The organism is Halodurantibacterium flavum (assembly GCF_042681825.1).
GTDB lineage: Bacteria > Pseudomonadota > Alphaproteobacteria > Rhodobacterales > Rhodobacteraceae > Halodurantibacterium > Halodurantibacterium flavum.
Genome location: NZ_JBHUGH010000002.1, coordinates 235,973 through 256,462, shown reverse-complemented (window position 1 = coordinate 256,462; position 20,490 = coordinate 235,973). Strand labels below are relative to the sequence as shown.

Below are 20,490 nucleotides of genomic sequence, written 5' to 3'. Positions count from 1 at the left end.
CTTTCAAGCTGGGAAGTGGGAACCGGTCAGTCCATCCCGTTGCGGTTACAGGGTCGGGTGCAGGCGGACCTGGCGGGCAAAGCGCTGCCAGTCCTTGAATGCGGCCTGCGTCCAGGCGGCTTCGGCAACGGCGCCAAGACGCGGAAAGACCAGATCGTTGAACCAGGCGGTAGTGGTGTAGTGCTCACACCAGATGCAGGCCTGCACGCCGCGCATGTGATGGCGCAGGTCATCGGGAAAATCGCCCTCGGCCTCGTAGGCATAGCTCTTTTCGGGCGGCACCGGTCCGGCCCAGCCCGCGCCGTTTTCAAGCCAGTCGTCCGACTGCACCATGTCCAGATAGTAGGCCTGCCCCGGCGTCATGACGACGTCATAGCCCTCGCGGGCAAGGTCGATCCCGACCTGCGGATTCTCCCATGCCATCAGCAAGGTGTCTTCGGGTGGCACGCCACCCCCATGGGCGATCTCGTTCCAGCCGACCATGACCTTGCCGCGCGCGGTCAGCATCGCCTTGACGCGACGCAGGAACCAGCTTTGCAATTCGAACGTGCCCGACAGGTTTTCCCGTTCCATCAGCGCCTGTGCAAGGGGCGAGGCAAGCCACGCGTTCGCCGCGACCTCGTCGCCCCCAATGTGGACGTAACGCGACGGGAAGATCGCCGCGATCTCGTCGAAGACGGTTTCCAGCATGTCGAAGGTTTCAGGAACCGCGGGGTTGAGGGCATTGTTGGAATAGCCCTGCACCGAGTAGTAGCTGTTCTCGGGCTCGTCCGGATCGGCCAGACGCGGCAGCGCCGCCAGAACCGAGGCGGCATGGCCCGGCGTCTCGATCTCGGGCATGATGTCGATGCCAAGCGCACCTGCATGCGCCACGACATCCCGCATCTCGTCCTGCGTATAGAACTGCCGGCGGGTCTCGGGTCCATCGCCCAGCTGCGGCAGCATCGCGGGCAGGCCCGCGCCGCGGGTTGCACCGGCCCGGGTCAGTTCCGGATAGGCCATGATTTCGGCGCGCCAGCCTTCGTCGTCGGTCAGATGCCAGTGAAACAGGTTGAGCTTGTGCCACGCCATGATGTCGATCACGCGGCGCACCTCGGCGGGCGTCCAGAAATGGCGCGACACATCCAGATGGCAGCCGCGCCATCCATAGCGCGGCGCATCGGTGATCTGGCCGGTCCGGGGGAACGTGAATTCCGGGTCGGTGAAGGCGCCGTGCAGCATCTGCGCCAGCGTGACTAGCCCATAGCGTCGCCCCGCTGTACTGCTGGCGGCCAGGGTGATGTCATCGTCGAACGTCAGCCGGTATCCCTCGGCGGGCAGACCGGCCTCTTCGGCAAAGCGCAGCGCCCGGCTGCCCGGCACGGCAGACAATTGGAATATCTTGCGTGCTGCCGGGAAGAGGCGGCTGTGCAATGCATCGACCGACATCATCAGCCGCAGGTCATCGCGCGCGCTACCCGCCGCCGCATGCAGGATCACGGGCGCATCGCCCGCCGTGGCATCGATGGCGTTTGGCCAGGGCAGCAGCGCAAAAGGCAGCGTCAGCCGCCCCGCCGGCAGGCGCGGCCGGGGCAGGACGGGGATCGTCCCCGCATGAGTCAGGTCGCCGACCTGGACGGGATAGACGCCGCCATCCGCCCCCGTGATCCATGCAGTCTTGGCAGCGTCGTTGCGATGAAAGGGCGACCGGTTCAGCCCCGTGACCGAAAAGGTCCAGCTTTCTCCGGGCGCCAGGGGCGTGGGGTCCGTGGGCGAGAATTCGTGATAATTGGCGGCACGCCGATGAAACCTCGCGTTCCGCAGCTGGTGCGTGGGCATGATGCGCGTGATCGACGTCAGCGACAGGCCGAAGTCCGACAGCGGCGCATCGGACAGGTTGGTCAGCGTGATCTGCCATGTTCCGGCAGGAGCAGGTTCGGGTGCCCAGGAATTTTCAAGAACGTAGGTCATCTGTGGTCCTGTCACAAAAGGCGTTGCTGGCGTGATCGCGGATCAGTCCGCGCTGTTCCGGTAATCGGATGATTGGCTGAATGTCGCGGCAAGCGCGGGAATGCCCGCCGTGAGCCCGCAGTCGACGGGCAGGCAGACCCCGGTGATCGCGGCGGCCCGTGACGAGGCCAGAAATGCCACCGCCTCGGCCACGTCCTCGGGCCGCGCGATGCGACCAAGCACGTAATGCGCGGCGGCCTCTCTGAAGACGGCGGGATTGTTGGCGGCACGCGCCTCCCACGCTTGGGTGCGGACGGTGCCGGGCGCGACGGAATTGGCGCGGACGCCGTAATGTCCGTATTCCACCGCGATCAGGCGTGTCAGATGGATCATGCCCGCCTTGGCCGCCGAATAGGCCGGATGCCCGAAAACACCCAGCCCGTTGACGGAGGCGATGTTGACCACCGATCCCCGGGACGCGATCAGCTGATCCTCGACCGTCTTGAACACCGTGAAGCATGCATCGAGGTTTAACGCGCGATCCGCCGCCCATTGATCCGGTCCGGTGGCGTGCAGGCTTTCGGCCTGCGCCGCACCCGCCGCGTTGACCAGTGTCATCAGTTTGCCAAGGCCACGCACCTGTCCGGCCATGGCCGCGCAGCTGGCCGGATCGGTCACATCCAGCGCGATCGCGGCGGCGCCCCTCCCGCCGGCACTGGCCACGCCCAGTGCGGCGGCTGCACGTTCGGCCGCATCCAGATCGCGGTCGGCAATGACCACGATGTCATGATCCTCAAGCAGCCGCGCCACAATGGCGCGCCCGATGTCCCCCGCGCCCCCCGTCACCAGAGCCAATGTCTGTACCATGGTTGTTCCCCGGGCGGACTTTCGGATCAGACCGATGCGACCGCCTCCGCATCGGCGCGTTGGGCCTCAGTCGCCGAGGATCTGGCTATCGTCGCCATCCCGGTGCTGGATCAGTTCTTCCTTGATGCGACGCAGGATGCGCGTCGATTTCGTGCGGTCGGCATAGGCGACAAGGTTGGCGATGATGTCGACCACCGCCAGCGAGGCATAGCGGGTCGAGGTGGCGCGAAAGATGTTCTTGCCCTCCGGCAGGTTGATCGAGATCACCACATCCGCCACCCCCGCCAAGGGCGATCCGTCCTGGGTCAGCGCGATGGTCGGAATGCCCCGGTCGCGCAGCAGCTGGAAGCAATGCGTGAGTTCGCGGTTGCGGCCGGTGAAGGACGACCCGAAGACCACCGTACCCGGCTCGGCAGCGGCAGCCAGCATCAGGTTCATGCCATGATCGGACGAGGCCGAGATGCGCGAACCAAGACGGAACAGGCGGTTCTGCAGTTCGCTTGCGATCATCGACGAATTTCCGCCCGATCCGAAGGCATAGATCATGCTGGCCTTGGCCAGCAGATCGACCGCCGCCTCGATCCGCTGCAGATCAAGGGTCCGGTGCATCTCGAACAGGGCGTTCTGCGCCTTGGTCACGATATCCTCGGCAACCTCGGCGCTGGTCGAGGTGACGGTCTCGGGGTTCAGATAGCGCAGCCCGACATAAGCGCTTTTGGCCAGCTGCACCTTGAAGTCCGAAAAGGATGCACAGCCCAACCGGCGGCAGAACCGCGTGACCGTCGGGGGCGACACGCCCGCCCCGGCGGCGATTTCCGTGATCGACGCGTTGGTGGCATAATGAACATCCGCCAGAACGAATTTCGCCAGCTTCCTTTCCAGCGCCGACATGCGCCCGTCCTCATCCGCCAGGTTGAGAATCAGGTCCGCCGTGACTGTGGCGGTATTGGCAAGCGCAGGATCGGACCCAGTCGTCATCGTTGCCCTTTCGGTTCGCGGCCCCGCAGGATTTTTTCAGCGCCGTGGCTGCTGAGCAAATCCTGTGCATTTCAGACCTTCACGAAATTCATTTTCGTGGAATACAGTCATTCAGGCATATTCATCTGGATTTTTCCAGAGAGAGCGGTTCATTATCGAAAAAAATTTCATGGGGCACACAGAAGATGACCAGCCGTGATCCATTCCGCAATCCGTTCGACCCTCGGGATCATGATCGCGCGGCCATCTGGGACATGCTTGTGCCGCGTGACATCGATGCCTTCGTGGCTGCTGACTGGGAGGCCGTGGCAGAGGATTTCATCTCCTCGAACTTTACGGGGATGAGCGGACATTTCCAATCGGAACCCGATCGCTTCACGCTGGCCTTTCCGACGCTTGCCGCCTATCGCGACGCATGGATCGGTCAGGCGCGGGACTTCGCCGCCCGAAAGGCCGCAGGTGCCTATTCGGGTGATCCCCGCGCCGGCATCTTTGCCGCGACACGCCTGGAAGAGATCGAGATCACCGGCGATGCCGCGCTTGTGCGCAAGCGGTTCGACGGGCATCTGGCGCGAACCGACGGACCGGACGAGCGGATGAACTGGCAGACGCTTTACTGGTGCCGCAAGGTGGACGGCCGCTGGAAGATTGCCGGGTTTCTGGGGTATCTGCCGCATGTCCTGGACGGCTGACCATGCCGAATGACCACAGACGCATCTTCGTGGCCGCGATGGCAACCGAAACCAACACGTTCTCTCCGATCGTGATCGACCGTCAGGCCTTCGAGGATTCCTTTTACGCCGCACCCGGCACGCATCCCGATACGGCCACGCTGTGCACTGCGCCGATCCCGGTGGGGCGCCGGGTATGCGCCGAAAAGGGCTGGACGCTGATTGAAGGCACGGCGGCCTGGGCCGATCCGGCGGGGCTTGTCTCGCGCAAGGCACATCTGTCGCTGCGCGATGAGATCCTGGACCAGTTGCGCGCCGCTCTGCCTGTCGATGCCGTCGTGCTCGGCCTGCACGGCGCCATGGTGGCCCAAGGCTGCGTCGATCCCGAAGGCGATCTGCTGGCCCGCATCCGCGAGATCGTCGGCCCCGATGTCCTCGTGTGCGCCGAGCTTGATCCCCACAGCCACCTGACCGCGCAACGTGTCGCGGCGGCGGACTTCTTTGTCGCGTTCAAGGAATTTCCCCACACCGATTTCGTCGAACGCGCCCACGATCTTTGGGCGATCGTCGTGGACACGCTGGAGGGGCGGGTCAGGCCGGTCATGTCCACGCATGACTGCCGGATGATTGACGTCTTTCCGACCTCACGCGAGCCGATGCGCGGTTTCGTCGACCGGATGATGGCGATAGAGGCGAATGATCCAAAGGTTCTGTCGCTTTCGGCGATCCACGGCTTCATGGCGGGCGATGTCCCGGAAATGGGCACGCAGATGATCGCCGTGACCGATGGCGATGCCGCGCATGGGGCGGCGCTTGCCGCCCGTCTGGGGCAAGAGCTTTTTGCCAATCGCGGGCGGCACATGATGCCAGTCCTGGACGCGGGCGCGGCCGTGGCCGCAGCCATGGCCGCCGACACGGGTCCGGTCGTCATCGCGGACATGTGGGACAATCCCGGCGGAGGCACGGCGGGCGATGCGACCGTCGTGCTGGCCGAACTGATGGCACGCGGCGCGACCGGCGTGGCGGTCGGCACGATCTGGGACCCGATCGCGGTCAGCCTCTGCCGCGCGGCGGGCGAGGGCGCGATCCTGCCGCTGCGCTTCGGCGCCAAATCCGCGCCGCTGACGGGCGATCCTGTCGATGCGCTGGTGCAGGTGCTGGCCGTGTCAGAGGTTGCGGCGATGATCTTCGGTGAAAGCCTGGTGCCCTTCGGCCCCGCCGCACGGGTCGCCCTGCTGGACGCGGCGGGCAGCCCCATCGGGATCGAGGTCATCCTGAACACCGTGCGCGCCCAGAGCTATGACCCCTCGCTGTTCCGGGTGATGGGGATCGATCCGGTCGCGCAGCGCATCCTCGTCATCAAGTCGACGAACCATTTTCATGCGGCCTTCGCGCCGATCGCCCGCCAGATCCTCTATTGTTCGGCCGGAATGCCCTATCCGAACGATCCCGCCATCACGCCCTATCGCTTCGTGCGGCCCGACATCTGGCCCCGCGTCGCGGACCCTTTCGCACAGGTGCCATGACATGGATTTCCCCTGGCCCGCCGTGGGCACCCCGCTTGCCGACGTGCTGACGCCCCTGCCCGTAATCGACGAGGATCGCCTGGCCGCCAACATCAAGCGGACCCAGACCTATATGGACGCGCATGGGCTTGCCTTCCGTCCGCATGTCAAGACCCACAAGATCCCCGCCGTCGCGCGCCAGCAGATCGCCGCCGGGGCGGTGGGGCTGAACTGCCAGAAGATGACCGAGGCCGAGGTTTTCGCCGATGCGGGGTTCGATGATCTTCTGATCACCTACAACATTCTGGGCGCGTGGCGGCTTGCACGGCTGGCGGCCCTGAACGACCGCGTCGCACGGCTGCGGGTCGTGGCTGACAGTCTTGTCGCGGTTCAAGGTCTGTCGGCGGCCATCGGTCACGGCAAACCGCTGATGGTGCTGGTCGAATGCGACACGGGTGCGGGCCGGTGCGGCGTACAGACGCCGCAGGCCGCCGCCGACCTCGCAGCCCGGATCGACGCGGCGCCGGGTCTGGCGTTCGACGGGCTGATGACATATCCGCCCGCCGGTGGCGCAGCGAGGGTCGAGGCCTTCCTGCAGCAGACGATGGCGTTGCTGGCCGAGCGTGGTATTGCCTGCCCGACGCGGTCCAACGGCGGGACGCCCGATCTTTTTCAGGCGCATCTTGTGCCAAGCGCCACTGAACATCGGGCCGGCACCTATGTTTATCAGGACCGTTCAATGATGCGGGCAGGGGTCTGCGGGCCGGACGATCTGGCGATGCATGTGCTGGCGACGGTCGTCTCGCGGCCGACGCCGCAGCGGGCTGTGCTGGATGCGGGCTCCAAGGCGCTGACATCGGATCTGCTTGGTTTTACGGATTATGGCGAGATCCCGTCCCTGCCCGGGGCGCGGATCGTGTCGCTGTCCGAAGAGCATGCGGTCGTCGATCTGACCGGCTGCACCGTCGCCGGCCCGCCGGTCGGCGCACAGCTTGCCATCGTGCCGAACCATGCCTGCGTGGTTTCGAACCTGTTCGACCGGATGGTTTTTCATCGCGACGGCGTCGTGACGCGGGTGGAACCCGTCGCGGCGCGCGGTACGGTGTGGTAGATCGCCCCGTGACGACACCCACCGCATATCACGCGCCCCGAATCTTCGACGGAACAGGCTGGCATGACGATTGCGCGCTGCTGGTCGAGGGCGGCCGCGTGGCGGGCATCGTGTCGCAGGACATGGCAGAGGACATGGCGCCCGGCGGGATCGCCATCAAGGGGATGATCGTTCCGGGCCTGGTGGATCTGCAGGTCAACGGCGGTGGCGGCGTCCTGTTCAACAACGATCCCACGCCTGCCGGCATCGGTGCGATCTGTGCGGCCCATGCGGGCTTTGGCACGACGGCCGTGATGGTGACGATGATCACCGACACCGCCGACATGACCGCAAAAGGGATCGCCGCCGCCAAAGCCGCGGCCGGCCGGCAACCCGGCTTCCTGGGCCTGCATCTGGAAGGTCCGCATCTGGCGTATGCCCGCAAGGGCACGCATGATCCGGCGATGATCCGGCCGATGACGGACGCCGATCTTGCGATGCTGATCGCGGGGGCTGCGGAACTTGACCGGCTGATCTGTACCGTAGCGCCTGAATCGGTCGGTCTGGCGCAGGTCGCGGCGCTGGCGCAGGCCGGCGCAATCGTCAGTCTGGGCCATACCGATTGCAGTCATGACACGGCCCGCGCCTATGCCGATGCGGGCGCACGGATGGTTACTCATCTGTTTAACGCGATGGGACAACTGGGCCATCGCAGCCCGAACCTGACGGGGGCGGCGCTGGATGACGGGCGGCTGTGGGCGGGGCTGATCGCGGACGGGTTTCATGTCGATCCCGCCGTTCTGCGGATCGCGCTTCGGGCCAAGTCCGGTCCGGCGGGGCTGTTTCTCGTCTCCGACGCGATGTCGACCGTCGGCTCGACGGCGACCGGGCTGGTGCTGAACGGACGGCAGATCCTGCGGGCGGACGGTCGGCTGACGCTGGACGACGGCACGCTGGCAGGCGCCGACATCGCGCTGATCGACGCCGTGCGCTATCTGCACGTGAACCTTGGTGTGGCCCTCGACCGCGCGCTGCATCTGGCATCCGGCAGCCCGGCTGCGGCAATCGGGCTGACGGGGCACGGGCATTTGCGACCCGGCGCCCGTGCCGATTTTCTCAGCCTCACGCCACAGATCACCTGCGACGGCACGTGGATCGGCGGCGAACGCGTCGCTGGCCTGCGGCCGTGATCCTGTGTTTCGATATCGGTGGCACGGCAATCAAGCCCGCCGAAGCGCATGATGAACAGCGGATCGTCACAGGCGCGCGAATTCCGACCCCCACGCATGACTTCGGGGCGTTCATCGCAGTCCTGCAACGCGCCATCGAAACGGCCAGCATACGGCCGGACGGTCTGGCCTTTTCGGTCGCGGGGGTCGTGGATGCCGAAACGGGTCTTGCTACCGTCGCGAACATCCCCTGCCTGACGGGCCGCCGCCTGGAAGCCGACCTTGCGCGGGCACTGGGCCTGCCCGTCGTTCTGGCCAATGACGCCGACTGTTTCGCACTGGCCGAGGCGACGATCGGCGCGGGGCGCGATCACGCGGTCGTCTTCGGGCTGATCCTGGGGACCGGTGTCGGCGGTGGTGTCGTCGTGCGCGGCCAACTGATCAACAGCGGCGGTTTCGCGGGCGAGATCGGCCACGGCCCCGTGGCACCGAGGCAGTTCGACGATCTCGACGTGACGCTGCCCGCCTTTGTCTGCGGCTGCGGCCTGCACGGCTGCCTCGATGCGCTGTGTTCGGCCCGCGGGATGGAGCGGCTGCACAACCATCTCCATCGTACGCCCGACGCCGACAGCCGCGCCATTGTGTCCGCATGGGTGCAGGGCGACGCCGACGCCTGCCGGACGGTCTCGGTCTGGCTTGCGGCCCTTTCCGGTCCGCTGGCGCTTGTCCAGAATGTGCTTGGGGCGGGCATCATCGTGGCAGGGGGCGGCCTGGCGTCAGAGCCGAAACTTATCGCCGCACTGGACATTGCCGTTCGTGCGCGCTGCCTTCAGCGATTCGTCCGCCCTCTGGTTGTGCCGGCACAATGCGCGGGCGAACCGGGGCTGATCGGCGCAGCCATCCTCGGCCTGCGCACCTTGGGGCAAAGCACACAATAAATCGGCAACTAATGAAAATAAATTACAGCAAAAGGCGACCCTCTCAGAATATTTATGAAGTTTCTTGACTGAAAGCCGGAAGTGACGCCAGATTGAGAAAATTAATTTCGTGACAGGGACGTCGTATGAAGGTCGCAATCATCGGTTTGGGGTACCGTCTCGGCTATCTTGGATATGTCTTCAGCCAGATGGACCCCGCCTTTGAAATCGTGGGATATTTCGATCCTGCGCCGGCCGGACTGACCACGCTCACCGAGCACGGCATCAGCGCGGGCACGGCCCACACCTCGCCCGAGGCGCTGGTCAAGGCGGGCGGGTACGACCTTCTGATGATCGGATCGCCAAACCACCTGCATCTCGATCACATCCGCCTCGGCGTCGAGGCCGGCAACATGGTCTTTTCGGAAAAGCCCATCGTCGCCACGATCGACCAGACCTATGAGCTCGCGCGTCTGATGGCGCGTCACGGGTCGGACCGGCTGCTGGTCGGCCTGGTCCTGCGCTATGCGCCGCTCTACCGCGATCTGATCGCTGCACGCGACAATGGCCTTCTGGGCCAGATCGTATCGGTGGAAGCGGCCGAGCACATCTATCCCTATCATGGTGCGTTCTTCATGCGTGACTGGCGGCGCTATGAGAAATGGGCGGGCAGCTTTATGCTGGAGAAATGCTGCCATGATCTTGACCTTTACAACGGCCTGATCGGCGCGCGACCCGAACGCGTGGCAAGCTTTGGCGGACGCAAGACCTTCATCCCCGAAAACGATCCGCGCCGCGACGGCGCCAACGACATGGAACTGTACCACCGCAAGCCGTCGGGCTGGAACGGGTCCGACAGGGTGTTCGACAGCGACGGGGACATCATCGACTATCAGGTCGCCATCATCGAATATGCCAATGGCGTGGGCATGAATTTCCACACCAATCTGAACGCGCCCGACCAGTTTCGCCGCTTTGCCGTCTTTGGCACCAGGGGACAGGCCGAAGGAGATTTCATTCGTGCCGCTTTCAAGGTCACCGACGTAGCGACCGAGACCGCCACCATGGAAAAAACCTACGAGCCCACCGCGCTGTCGCAGCACTACGGCGCGGACGAGACGATGGCCGCCGAGGTGATCGCCCATGTGATGCGCAACGGCCCCCTGCCGGTGTCGCCGCTGGACGCGCTCGAGGCGGGGATTCTCGCGCTCAGCATGGATGACGCGCGTCGCAGCAGGCAGGTTGTGGACCTGCGCCCGATCTGGGACAGATACGATGAGGCGCTGGTCCGCAAGGGTGCGGTGGCATGACCCAGTCGCGTGCCGCCTGGTTCTTTGCATGGACGCTTCTGGCGCCTGCGATCCTTTATGTGCTGGTGATCGTCGCATGGCCGCTGGTCGAGACGTTTCGACTGTCCTTCACCAATGCCTCGCTGCGCAGGACGTCCGATTACGTGGGCTGGGCCAATTACGAACGCATCTTCGATTGGCGCTTTATGGAGATCATCATCCGCACGCTGACATGGACGTTCTTTTCCGTCCTGCTGAAGATGATCATCGGCACCTTCGGGGCGGTCCTGCTGAACTGCGCGGTGCCCGGTCGCAACCTGTTCCGCATCCTGACCATGCCGCCCTGGGTCGTGCCGATGGCCATCGGGATCTTCATGTGGGGCTGGATGTACAACGGCCAGTTCGGGATGATTTCGGGATTGCTTCAGCGGTTCGGCTTCGTCGACGGCCCGGTGGCGTTCCTGGCCTATGGCCGCTCGGCCTTTTGGGCGACCATCGTGACGGATGTCTGGATCGGCGTGCCGATGGTGACGATCTATTTCCTCGCGGCCATTCAGGCGATCCCGCGCGATCTTTACGAAGCCGCCTGGACCGATGGCGCGAGCCGCTGGTACCGGTTCCGCCGTATCACGCTGCCGCTGATGATGCCCGCGATGATTACCATGTCGATGCTGTCGTTGATCGCCACCTTCAACAGCTTCGACATCATCTGGATCCTGACGCAAGGCGGCCCCTCGGGCAGTACCACGACCATGATCATCGACACCTATTCGGTTGCCATCGGCTCGCGTCGCTATGGCGAAGGCGCGGCCCGCGCGGTGGTGATCTGCATCTTCCTGTCGCTGTTCTGTGTTGCCTATTTCCGCATGACACGCCGGCTGGCCAGGATGGACAGGGTCTAGGAACAGGACATGAGACTACCTTTCCCCAAGCTTCCGATCCTCCGGCGCAGCGCAAGCCCCCGCGCGATGATCGACCGATACAGCTGGTTCGAACTGATCCTTATCTATCTCGGCGTGTTCGTGTTTCTGTTCTTCATGCTGTCGCCCTTCATCGAAGGGTTCCTCGTCAGCCTCAAGCCGCTGGCGCAGCTTTTCTCGACGCCCTACCGCTTCTGGCCCGAGAACGGGTCGTTCGAGGCCTATCGCACGATGTGGGTCCGCATCCCGTATTTCGGGCTTTATATCTTCAACTCGCTTTTGATCGCGACGGTGGCCACGGTCATCGTGCTGGTTCTGGTCGTCCCGGCTGCCTATGCCTTCGCGCGGTTCAAGTTCAGGGGCATGGCGCTGGTCCTTGGCGCATTTCTGGCCGTGTCGATGTTTTCAGGTGCGGTGCTTTTGATTCCGCTCTTTCGTCTGATGCGGACCCTGGGGCTGCTCAATACCTACTGGGCGATGATCATCCCCGGTGCGGCTTTCCTGATCCCCTCCGCGATCTGGTTGTTGCGCACCTACATGATGCGCATTCCGCCCGAATTGCATGAGGCCGCCTATATGGATGGCGCGTCGGAATTCTACACGTTCCGCCGCGTGATCCTGCCGATCGCACGTCCGGGCATCATCGTGGTGGCGATCATGACGTTCATCGGCGCCTATGCGCAGCAGTTCATCTTTGCCCTGACCTTCAATTCCAGAACCGAATACATGCCGCTGCCCGTCGGGCTGTTCGCCTTTTTCGGCAGGCAGGAGGTGATCTGGAACGAATTGATGGCCGCAAGTTTCGTGGGGATCGCCCCCGCGCTGGTCATCATCTTCTATCTGCAACGATACCTCGTTGGCGGGCTGACCGCTGGCGCGGTCAAATAAACAACCCTCACCAACAGGAGACGCGACGTGACACACCTTGCGAAAACGAGCCTGATCGGACTGGTGCTGGCCGGCACCTCCGCGCTGCCTGCGATGGCGCAGGACATCAGCTGGATCTACTGCGGCGACCGGATCGACCCGGTGCACGAACGCTACATCGCCGAATGGGAGGCGATGAACGAAGGCTGGACCGTCACGCCCGAGCTTGTGGGCTGGGCGCAATGCCAGGACAAGGCGACCACCCTTGCCGCCGCTGGCAGTCCGGTGGGGATGGCCTATGTCGGCTCGCGCACGCTCAAGGAATTCGCGCTGAACGAGTTGATCGTGCCGGTGCCGATGACCGAAGAGGAGATGGCGCTTTACTACCCGCATATCGTCGACACGGTGACCTTCGAGGGCACGCAATGGGGCGTGCCGATCGCCTTCTCGACCAAGGCGATGTACTGGAACAAGGACATCTTCGAGGCAGCCGGCCTCGACCCCGAAAGCCCGCCGACCACCTGGGAGGAAACCATCGCCGCCGCGCGGCAGATCACCGAGAACACCGAGTTCGCGGGCTATGGCCTGTCGGCAAGGACATTCGACAACACGATGCACCAGTTCCTGCATTGGGTTTACACCAACAACGGCCAGATCATCGATGCCGAAGACAACATCGTGATGGACAGCCCCGAGGTTCTGGAGGCGCTGCAGGCCTATCAGGATATCACGCCCTATTCGGTGCCCGGTGCCACCGCCTATGAACAAAACGAGATGCGCGCCATCTTCCTCGACGGTCAGGTGGGGATGCTGCAGGCTTCGGTCGGGACGGCCTTCCGCGCGATGGAGACTGATATCAACTGGGGCGTCGCGAACCTGCCGATCGGCCCTTCGGCCGAGGGGCCCGGCACGCTGCTGATAACGGATTCCCTCGTGGTGTTCGCGGAAACGGGTGTCGAGGAGAAGGCGATCGAATTTGCCAAATACATCACCTCGCCCGACATTCAGCTTGAATACGAGATGTCGCCCGAGGCCGGCCTGACCCCGCTGCGCCCGTCGGCCGCCGTCGATCAGCTGGTCGCGGACACGCCATACTGGGCCCCCTATATCGAGGGCATCGAATTCGGCGGACCCGAACCGCTGTTCACCGACTATACCGGGTTCCAGAACGTCATGATCGAGATGGTGCAATCCGTCGTGACCGGCACCGCTGAACCGCAGGCCGCCCTGACGCGTGCCGCGGAACAGCTTGAAGCCTACAAGTGACGCTTCCGGCGCCCGATGATGTCGGGCGCCTGCCTTGCCGTTCAACCATGGAAGCGCATTTCGCCAATAGCAGGAGACGCGCCTTGGGCCAACTTACCCTGGAAAAGATCACCAAGACCTTCGGCACGTTCGAAGCGGTCAGGAGTGTCTCGCTCGACGTCAAGGAGGGCGAATTCATGGTCTTTGTCGGCCCTTCGGGCTGCGGCAAGTCCACCCTTCTGAGGATGATCGCAGGACTTGAAAATACATCGGGCGGCGACATCGTCATCGACGGCAAGCGCGTCAACGATCTGGCTCCGGTCAAGCGCGGCATCGCGATGGTGTTCCAGTCCTACGCGCTTTATCCGCATATGAGCGTCTATGAGAACATCGCCTTCCCACTGCGTGTCGAGGGCGCGCCCGAAGCCGAGATCCGCCGCAAGGTGGACGAGGCGGCGCGCATCCTGCATCTGGAAACGCGGATGAACCAGAAACCCGGGAACCTCTCGGGTGGTCAGCGCCAGCGTGTCGCCATCGGCCGGGCGATCGTCCGCGAACCAAAGATTTTCCTCTTCGATGAACCGCTCTCAAACCTCGACGCGGCGCTGCGGGCCGACATGCGGATCGAACTGACCCGCCTGCACAAGCAGCTGGGATCGACGATGATCTACGTCACCCACGATCAGGTCGAAGCAATGACAATGGCAGACCGCATCGTCGTGCTGAACGGCGGGATCATCGCGCAGGTGGGCGCACCGCTGGAACTGTATCACAAGCCGCAGAACGTGTTCGTGGCCGGGTTCATCGGCAACCCGCGGATGAACTTTCTGCCGGTCACTTGCCATGCCGTCTCCGATGCCGGCATCGAGGTGATCCTCGAGGACCGTCGCCTGACGATCCCGGTCCGTGTACCTGCCGGGCAGAGCGCGGCATTGCAGGGCAAAGCGATGACCCTTGGCATCCGTCCCGAACATGTCGTGCTGGGCGAGGGCGAAGCGCAGATGACCGTCGCACCGTCCGTCGTGGAGTATCTGGGCCAGCACACTATCGGCTATGCTCCTCTGCCGGGCGATGCCGGCAATTTCTGCTTCGTTCTGCCGGGCACACAGGTTTCGGCCGAGGCCCCCCGGGTCAGCCTGTCGTTCTCGGCAGCGGATTGCCATCTGTTCGACGCCGACGGACAGGCGTATGAGCGGCATGTCGATATGGCCGATATGCGGATGCAAGCGCCTGCGCCGGTGCTCGACACCGCAGGCTGAACATGGGCCAGGTCCGGAGGTTCTTATTCCCGCTCAAAGCCGGGCCGAACCATTCTCCGGAATCCGGACACCGGACGAGTTTTCGACGCCTCGCGCGTCGATCCGAGGCAGGCTTACCGGCGACCATTCCGTAGTAGCAGGTCACATACGTCAGCTCTTCGTCGACGAAGCCGTTCCGCTTGATCTCGCAGTAGATCCTCGAAGGATGCCTGCCGAGCTTCTCTGCGATCTTCTTGACTGGCATCTTCGCATTCATGTCCTGAACATCTCGCAACCCCATTTCAGATTGTGCCGTGGACGCGCCAGCCCCGATGCGACTTTGATTTGGTGGGAGTTTGGCCTGCCGGTGACCTCGCACGAGGAGATGAGCGCAGAAGACCTCGGCCGGGGCGCGGAAGCCCAGGCACTTGCGCGGGGTCTCGTTCAGGGAGGCGCAGAGCTGGCCGGGGGTCCTTCTGGGAGAGGCGCGCTGGATCGGTGTCGCGGGGCATCCGGCGATGCAGGCGCTTGTTGGCATGTTCGATGGCTCCTTTTTGCCACGGTGAGCACGCAGAACCACGTCTGCGCTCCGGACTTTGCCTGAAGATGCGGCCAGTCGACGAACCCCGACCCGCGGTCGAAGGTCACTGACCTTCGCGCCTTCTGGGGCAGGGGGCCAAGGGCTTTAGCGATCTGGGCCATGATCGGCTTCGTTCGCTTCCCGGGGTTCTGCAGGATGACGAGGAAGCGGCTCATCCGTTCGATCACGTCAAAACGCGCGGCAGATCCTCGCCCGGTAGCCGCCCGTCCCGGCGCGCAATGGTCAGAAGGTCGCGCAGGCGCTCGGATTTGGAGGGGTTGCTTCCGTCTCTTCTCTCTCACGCCCGTGAGTTAATTTGCGCTCCGCCAGCGCACGGTCCGGCATTAGCGGTGCGTAGCGAACCCGCGATGTTCGTTTCGACAGCATGACGTCTAGCGCAAACAAATGCGCGCGAACCGAAAATTTCGCGTCACATAGCGAAAAATATCTTGTGTAAAACGAACATCACAGGCTAGCGTTCGGACACAGGTGCCGCGACGCTTCGGGAGGGCGTATGTCGTCATTCATCGCATCTTCGGCATCCGGTGATCCGGTTCATGATCTGCTGATCATCGGCGGCGGCATCAACGGCTGCGGGATTGCGCGCGATGCGGCCGGACGCGGGCTGTCGGTCGTATTGTGCGAGAAGGGCGATCTGGCCGGCGCGACCTCTTCGGCCTCGACCAAGCTCTTTCATGGGGGCCTGCGGTATCTGGAATATTTCGAGTTCCGGCTGGTGCGCGAAGCGTTGATCGAACGCGAAATCCTGCTGCGCGCAATGCCGCACATCTCCTGGCCGATGCGGTTCGTGCTGCCATATCATCAGGATATGCGGTTCGAGAGCGACACGCCCACGTCGAAACTGCTGTCTTTTCTGATGCCATGGATGCGGGGGCGGCGTCCGGGCTGGCTGATCCGTCTGGGCCTGTTTCTCTACGACAACCTCGGCGCGCGCAAGATTTTGCCGGGTACATCCACGCGGATGCTGCGGGGCACCGCCGAGGGCGCGCCGCTGCAGGATCGCTTTGTCAAAGCCTATGAATACTCCGACTGCTGGGTCGAAGATTCGCGTCTTGTCGTGCTGAATGCCCGCGATGCAAAGGCGCGCGGTGCGCAGATTCACACGCGAACCGAGGTTGTGTCGGCCACTGTGGAAAACGGTATCTGGCACGTCACGGTCAGCAACGAAGGCCAAACGAGGACAGTCCGGGCGAAAATGCTGGTGAATGCGGCGGGGCCGTGGGTTGGCGATGTGATCCACGGCAAGCTGCGGCTGAACAGCCGCGAGAATGTGCGACTGGTGCGCGGCAGCCATATTGTGACCCGCAAGCTCTACGACCACGACAAATGCTACTTCTTTCAAGGTTCGGACGGGCGGATCATCTTCGCGATTCCTTATGAGCAGGATTTCACGTTGATCGGCACCACGGATGCGGAACATGACGACCCTGCGCACGCGCCCGAATGTACCGAAGAAGAGCGTGACTATCTGTGCCGCTTCGCCAGCCAGTATTTCGCCAGGCCGGTGACGAAGGAAGATGTCGTCTGGACCTATTCCGGCGTGCGCCCGCTTTATGATGACGGGGCCAGTTCGGCGACGGCCGCGACGCGCGACTACACGCTCCGGATCGACCGCTCGGCGGGGGCGCCTGTGCTGAACATCTTCGGCGGCAAGATCACCACCTACCGGCGGTTGGCGGAAGCGGCGCTCGACCAGATCGGCACCGTGCTGCCCGTTGCAAAAGGCAAATGGACCGCCGGCGAGGCGCTGCCGGGGGGCGATTTCGTCCATGATGGCGGCCCGGCGCTGGTAGGGGGCCTGCTGGCCGATTATCCGTTCCTGACCGAATTCTGGGCACGGCGTCTGGTGCGCGCCTATGGGACCGAGGCGCGGGCCATCCTTGGCGATGCAAGGAACGCCGCGGATCTGGGTCAGGATTTCGGCGCGACGCTGACCGCGGCGGAAGTCAGTTGGTTGATGACCCATGAATTCGCGCGCAGCGCCGAAGACGTAATCTGGCGGCGCAGCAAGCTGGGGCTGCGGCTGACCCAGGATCAGGTGGCAGGGCTGGAGGACTGGATGGCCCGGAATGTGAACGAGGTATTGCGCGCTGCGGAATAGGCGGCGCGAGAGGGAGGAGCAAGGAATGTCGCTGGTATTGGAGGGCGTCTCGAAGGTTGCGGAGGGGCAACATCACGTCTATCCCACCGACCTGACGCTGGAGCGCGGCACGATGAACGTGCTTCTTGGCCCCACTCTGTCGGGCAAGACCACGCTGATGCGGATCATGGCAGGGCTCGACGTGCCCGCTACGGGGCGTGTTCTGTGGGAAGGCCGCGATGTCACCGGAATGCGGGTGCAGGACCGCAAGGTGGCGATGGTCTACCAGCAATTCATCAACTACCCGTCGATGACCGTCTATGACAACATCGCCTCGCCCCTGCGGCTGATGGGGGTGTCGCGGGCCGAGATCGACCGTCGCGTGCAGGAGGCCGCCGCGCTGATGCAGCTGACGCCGCTGCTGCAGCGCAAGCCGCTTGAACTGTCTGGCGGACAGCAACAGCGCTGCGCGCTTGCGCGGGCGCTGGTCAAGAATGCAGGACTGGTGCTGCTGGACGAGCCGCTGGCCAATCTGGACTACAAGCTGCGCGAGGAATTGCGGGCCGAAATCCCGCGCATCTTCGAGGAGTCGGGCGCGATCTTTGTCTATGCGACGACCGAACCGGAAGAAGCGTTGCTTCTGGGCGGCAATGTCGCGACCATGTGGCAGGGCGAAGTCACGCAATTCGGCCCGACCCCGCAGGTCTATCGCGCGCCAAAGGATGTCATCACGGCACGGGTCATCTCGGACCCGCCGATGAATTTCACCCGCATCACCAAGGCGGGCAACAAGGTCAGTTTCGGTGAGGGCCAGGTTGCAGCGGCAAAGGGCGCCATGGCGAACCTGCCCGATGGCAGCTACCGCGCCGGTTTCCGCCCGGACCATCTGCATCTGCGGGCGCAGGGCAATGACGGGCTGCATTTCAGATGCACGCTGAAAGTGACCGAGATCACGGGTTCCGAAACCTTCATGCATCTCGATCATGCGGGCGAGTCCTATGTGGGGTTGATGCATGGCGTGCATCATCTCGAATTCGGCCAGCCGATCGAGGTCTGGCTCGATGCGGCCCATGTCCATGTCTTTGCCGAGAGCGGTCAGCTTGTCGCTCCCGCCAGCTTTGTGCAGGCGGCCTGAGGGGGCACCATGGCAAAGATCACACTCGACAATCTGGCGCATTCCTATCTGCCCAATCCGAAAGGCGAAGCTGATTACGCGCTCAAGCAGCTGGACCATGTGTGGGGGGACGGGGAAGCCTATGCCCTTTTGGGGGCGTCCGGCTGTGGCAAGTCCACGCTGCTGAACATTATCTCTGGTCTTCTGGTGCCCTCGCGCGGTCGTATCCTGTTCGGCGACCGCGATGTGACCCGCGACGATACGGTCGCGCGCAATATCGCGCAGGTTTTCCAGTTCCCGGTCATTTATGACACGATGACCGTAGGGGACAATCTGGCCTTTCCGCTGCGCAACCGCGGCATGGATGCAGCCTATATCGCCGCCCGCGTCCAGGAAATCGCCACGATGATCGGGATGGAGCATATGCTCCGGCGCAAGGCGCGCGGGCTGACCGCAGATGCGAAACAGAAGATCAGCCTTGGGCGCGGGATGGTGCGCGAGGATGTCAACGCGATCCTTTTCGACGAACCGCTGACGGTGATCGACCCGCATATGAAATGGGAGCTCCGCAGCCAGCTCAAGGCGCTCCACAAACAATTCGGTCACACCATGATCTATGTGACCCATGACCAGACCGAAGCGCTGACCTTTGCCGACAAGGTTGCCGTCATGCATGACGGGCGTGTCGTCCAGCTCGGGACACCCGAGGAACTGTTCGAGCGGCCGGCGCATACGTTCGTGGGATATTTCATCGGCTCGCCGGGTATGAACCTGATCGAGGCTGAAGTTTCCGGCAACACAGCCCGGTGTGCGGGTCATGTCGTGCCCCTTGGCGGCAGTTACAAACCGCTGAAGGGCCGCGTGCAGATCGGCATCCGCCCGGAATTCGTCACGCTTGCCGCCGGGGATGACGGGCTGCCCGTCACGATCAGACGCATCGAGGATGTGGGCCGCCATCAGATCCTGCGCGCGGAATTTGCAGGAAACCCCGTGAATGCCATTCTGCCCGAAGGCATGCCCGTGCCTGCTGGCGCCAACCGCCTGAAATTCCGGCGCGAACGGATCGGCGTCTATGCCGATGACTGGCGCGTGGCGCCGCTCCATGCCGTGTCCACCCCTGCAAGAGAGGCCGTCTGATGGATAAGGTTCAGAACAACAAGGCGTGGTTTCTGGTGCTGCCCGTCCTCCTGCTGGTGGCCTTTTCCGCCGTAATCCCGCTGATGACTGTCGTGAACTATTCGGTGCAGGACACATTCGGCAATAACGTGTTCTTCTGGGAAGGGCTGACATGGTTTCAGGACGTGCTGACCTCGCGGCAGGTGCACGCGGCGCTCGGACGGCAGTTGATGTTCTCTGGCATCATTCTGGCCATCCAGATTCCGCTCGGTATCCTGGTTGCCCTTTGCATGCCGAAGAAAGGCATCTGGGCGTCGGTTTGTCTGGTCCTGATGGCGCTGCCGCTTCTGATCCCGTGGAACGTGGTGGGCACGATCTGGCAGATACTGGGGCGGACCGATATCGGCGCCCTCGGCTACGCGCTCAACAACCTTGGCATCGGCTGGAACTACTCTCGTAACCCTGTCCATGCCTGGATCATCGTCGTGACGATGGACGTATGGCACTGGACCTCGCTGGTCGCGCTTTTGGCCTATGCGGGGCTGCAATCCATCCCGCAGGCCTATTATCAGGCGGCGAAGATCGATCAGGCGAGCAGGTGGAAGGTTTTCCGCTACATCGAATTGCCGAAAATGCAGGGCGTGCTGCTGATCGCGATCCTGCTGCGCTTCATGGACAGCTTCATGATCTATACCGAGCCGTTCGTCGTGACCGGCGGCGGCCCCGGCACCGCGACCAGCTTCCTGTCCATCGATCTCGTGAAAATGGCGCTCGGACAGTTCGACCTCGGCCCGGCAGCGGCGTTCTCGATCATGTATTTCCTTGTGATCCTGCTGGTGAGCTGGGTGTTCTACACCGTCATGACCAATCTCGACAAAGCGGAGGGCCGGTAGG

Annotated in this window: 17 protein-coding genes and 1 pseudogene; 14 read left to right on the top strand and 4 right to left on the bottom strand. The window is 63.5% G+C overall.

Annotated features, from left to right (window positions below):
• Positions 1–45 precede the first annotated feature (45 nt).
• The 3 genes from ACFSGJ_RS02835 to ACFSGJ_RS02825 all read right to left on the bottom strand — a co-directional run bounded on the left by ACFSGJ_RS02835 (position 46) and on the right by ACFSGJ_RS02825 (position 3,774).
• Positions 46–1,950 (bottom strand): beta-N-acetylhexosaminidase, encoded by a 1,905-nt coding sequence (locus ACFSGJ_RS02835; protein ID WP_390259319.1) that lies wholly within the window; start codon positions 1,948–1,950, stop codon positions 46–48.
• A 42-nt stretch (positions 1,951–1,992) separates the two neighbouring features.
• A complete protein-coding gene (locus tag ACFSGJ_RS02830; protein WP_390259317.1) occupies positions 1,993–2,796 on the bottom strand; it encodes an SDR family oxidoreductase in 804 nt (267 codons plus the stop codon).
• A 66-nt stretch (positions 2,797–2,862) separates the two neighbouring features.
• Positions 2,863–3,774 (bottom strand): MurR/RpiR family transcriptional regulator, encoded by a 912-nt coding sequence (locus tag ACFSGJ_RS02825; protein WP_390259315.1) that lies wholly within the window; start codon positions 3,772–3,774, stop codon positions 2,863–2,865.
• 185 nt (positions 3,775–3,959) lie between these two features.
• Between ACFSGJ_RS02825 and ACFSGJ_RS02820 the strand changes: the two genes are divergently transcribed.
• The 10 genes from ACFSGJ_RS02820 (at position 3,960) to ACFSGJ_RS02775 (ending at position 14,706) form a co-directional block, all read left to right on the top strand.
• Complete coding sequence (locus tag ACFSGJ_RS02820; protein WP_390259313.1) at positions 3,960–4,466, top strand: nuclear transport factor 2 family protein; 507 nt, start codon at positions 3,960–3,962, stop codon at positions 4,464–4,466.
• 2 nt (positions 4,467–4,468) lie between these two features.
• A complete protein-coding gene (locus tag ACFSGJ_RS02815; protein WP_390259312.1) occupies positions 4,469–5,971 on the top strand; it encodes a M81 family metallopeptidase in 1,503 nt (500 codons plus the stop codon).
• 1 nt (position 5,972) lies between these two features.
• Positions 5,973–7,061 (top strand): D-TA family PLP-dependent enzyme, encoded by a 1,089-nt coding sequence (locus ACFSGJ_RS02810; RefSeq protein ID WP_390259310.1) that lies wholly within the window; start codon positions 5,973–5,975, stop codon positions 7,059–7,061.
• An 8-nt stretch (positions 7,062–7,069) separates the two neighbouring features.
• Positions 7,070–8,230 (top strand): N-acetylglucosamine-6-phosphate deacetylase, encoded by a 1,161-nt coding sequence (nagA, locus tag ACFSGJ_RS02805; protein ID WP_390259308.1) that lies wholly within the window; start codon positions 7,070–7,072, stop codon positions 8,228–8,230.
• Positions 8,227–9,147, top strand: coding sequence for an ROK family protein (locus tag ACFSGJ_RS02800; RefSeq protein ID WP_390259306.1), 921 nt, complete (start codon positions 8,227–8,229; stop codon positions 9,145–9,147). Before nagA ends, ACFSGJ_RS02800 begins: the two co-directional genes overlap by 4 nt.
• Positions 9,148–9,272: 125 nt before the next feature.
• On the top strand, positions 9,273–10,436 hold the full coding sequence (locus tag ACFSGJ_RS02795) for a Gfo/Idh/MocA family protein (RefSeq protein WP_390259304.1): 1,164 nt from the start codon (positions 9,273–9,275) through the stop codon (positions 10,434–10,436).
• Entirely contained in the window at positions 10,433–11,317 is an 885-nt protein-coding gene (locus tag ACFSGJ_RS02790; RefSeq protein WP_390259302.1) for a carbohydrate ABC transporter permease, read from the top strand. The genes ACFSGJ_RS02795 and ACFSGJ_RS02790 overlap by 4 nt, the downstream gene beginning before the upstream one ends.
• 9 nt (positions 11,318–11,326) lie before the next feature.
• The gene (locus tag ACFSGJ_RS02785; protein WP_390259300.1) at positions 11,327–12,223 is read left to right on the top strand and encodes a carbohydrate ABC transporter permease; all 897 of its coding nucleotides are present in this window, start codon (positions 11,327–11,329) and stop codon (positions 12,221–12,223) included.
• Positions 12,224–12,250: 27 nt separating this feature from the next.
• Positions 12,251–13,468, top strand: coding sequence for an ABC transporter substrate-binding protein (locus tag ACFSGJ_RS02780; RefSeq protein WP_390259298.1), 1,218 nt, complete (start codon positions 12,251–12,253; stop codon positions 13,466–13,468).
• An 83-nt stretch (positions 13,469–13,551) separates the two neighbouring features.
• The gene (locus tag ACFSGJ_RS02775) at positions 13,552–14,706 is read left to right on the top strand and encodes an ABC transporter ATP-binding protein (RefSeq protein WP_390259295.1); all 1,155 of its coding nucleotides are present in this window, start codon (positions 13,552–13,554) and stop codon (positions 14,704–14,706) included.
• 172 nt (positions 14,707–14,878) lie between these two features.
• Here ACFSGJ_RS02775 and ACFSGJ_RS02770 read toward each other — a convergent pair.
• Positions 14,879–14,986: pseudogene (locus tag ACFSGJ_RS02770) on the bottom strand (IS30 family transposase); the annotation flags it as partial.
• A 793-nt stretch (positions 14,987–15,779) separates the two neighbouring features.
• Here ACFSGJ_RS02770 and glpD point away from each other — a divergent pair.
• Genes glpD through ACFSGJ_RS02750 form a run of 4 tightly spaced genes read left to right on the top strand, consistent with a single transcriptional unit; the run spans position 15,780 to position 20,489 of the window.
• Positions 15,780–17,387, top strand: a complete 1,608-nt coding sequence (gene glpD, locus ACFSGJ_RS02765) for a glycerol-3-phosphate dehydrogenase (RefSeq protein WP_390259291.1) — start codon at positions 15,780–15,782, stop codon at positions 17,385–17,387.
• Positions 17,388–17,412: 25 nt separating this feature from the next.
• The gene (locus ACFSGJ_RS02760) at positions 17,413–18,501 is read left to right on the top strand and encodes an ABC transporter ATP-binding protein (protein WP_390259288.1); all 1,089 of its coding nucleotides are present in this window, start codon (positions 17,413–17,415) and stop codon (positions 18,499–18,501) included.
• Between the two features lie 9 nt (positions 18,502–18,510).
• Positions 18,511–19,617, top strand: coding sequence for an ABC transporter ATP-binding protein (locus tag ACFSGJ_RS02755; protein WP_390259285.1), 1,107 nt, complete (start codon positions 18,511–18,513; stop codon positions 19,615–19,617).
• Positions 19,617–20,489 carry a carbohydrate ABC transporter permease gene (locus ACFSGJ_RS02750; protein ID WP_390259282.1) on the top strand — a complete coding sequence of 291 codons (873 nt, stop codon included), beginning with the start codon at positions 19,617–19,619 and terminating at the stop codon, positions 20,487–20,489. Before ACFSGJ_RS02755 ends, ACFSGJ_RS02750 begins: the two co-directional genes overlap by 1 nt.
• Position 20,490 lies beyond the last annotated feature (1 nt).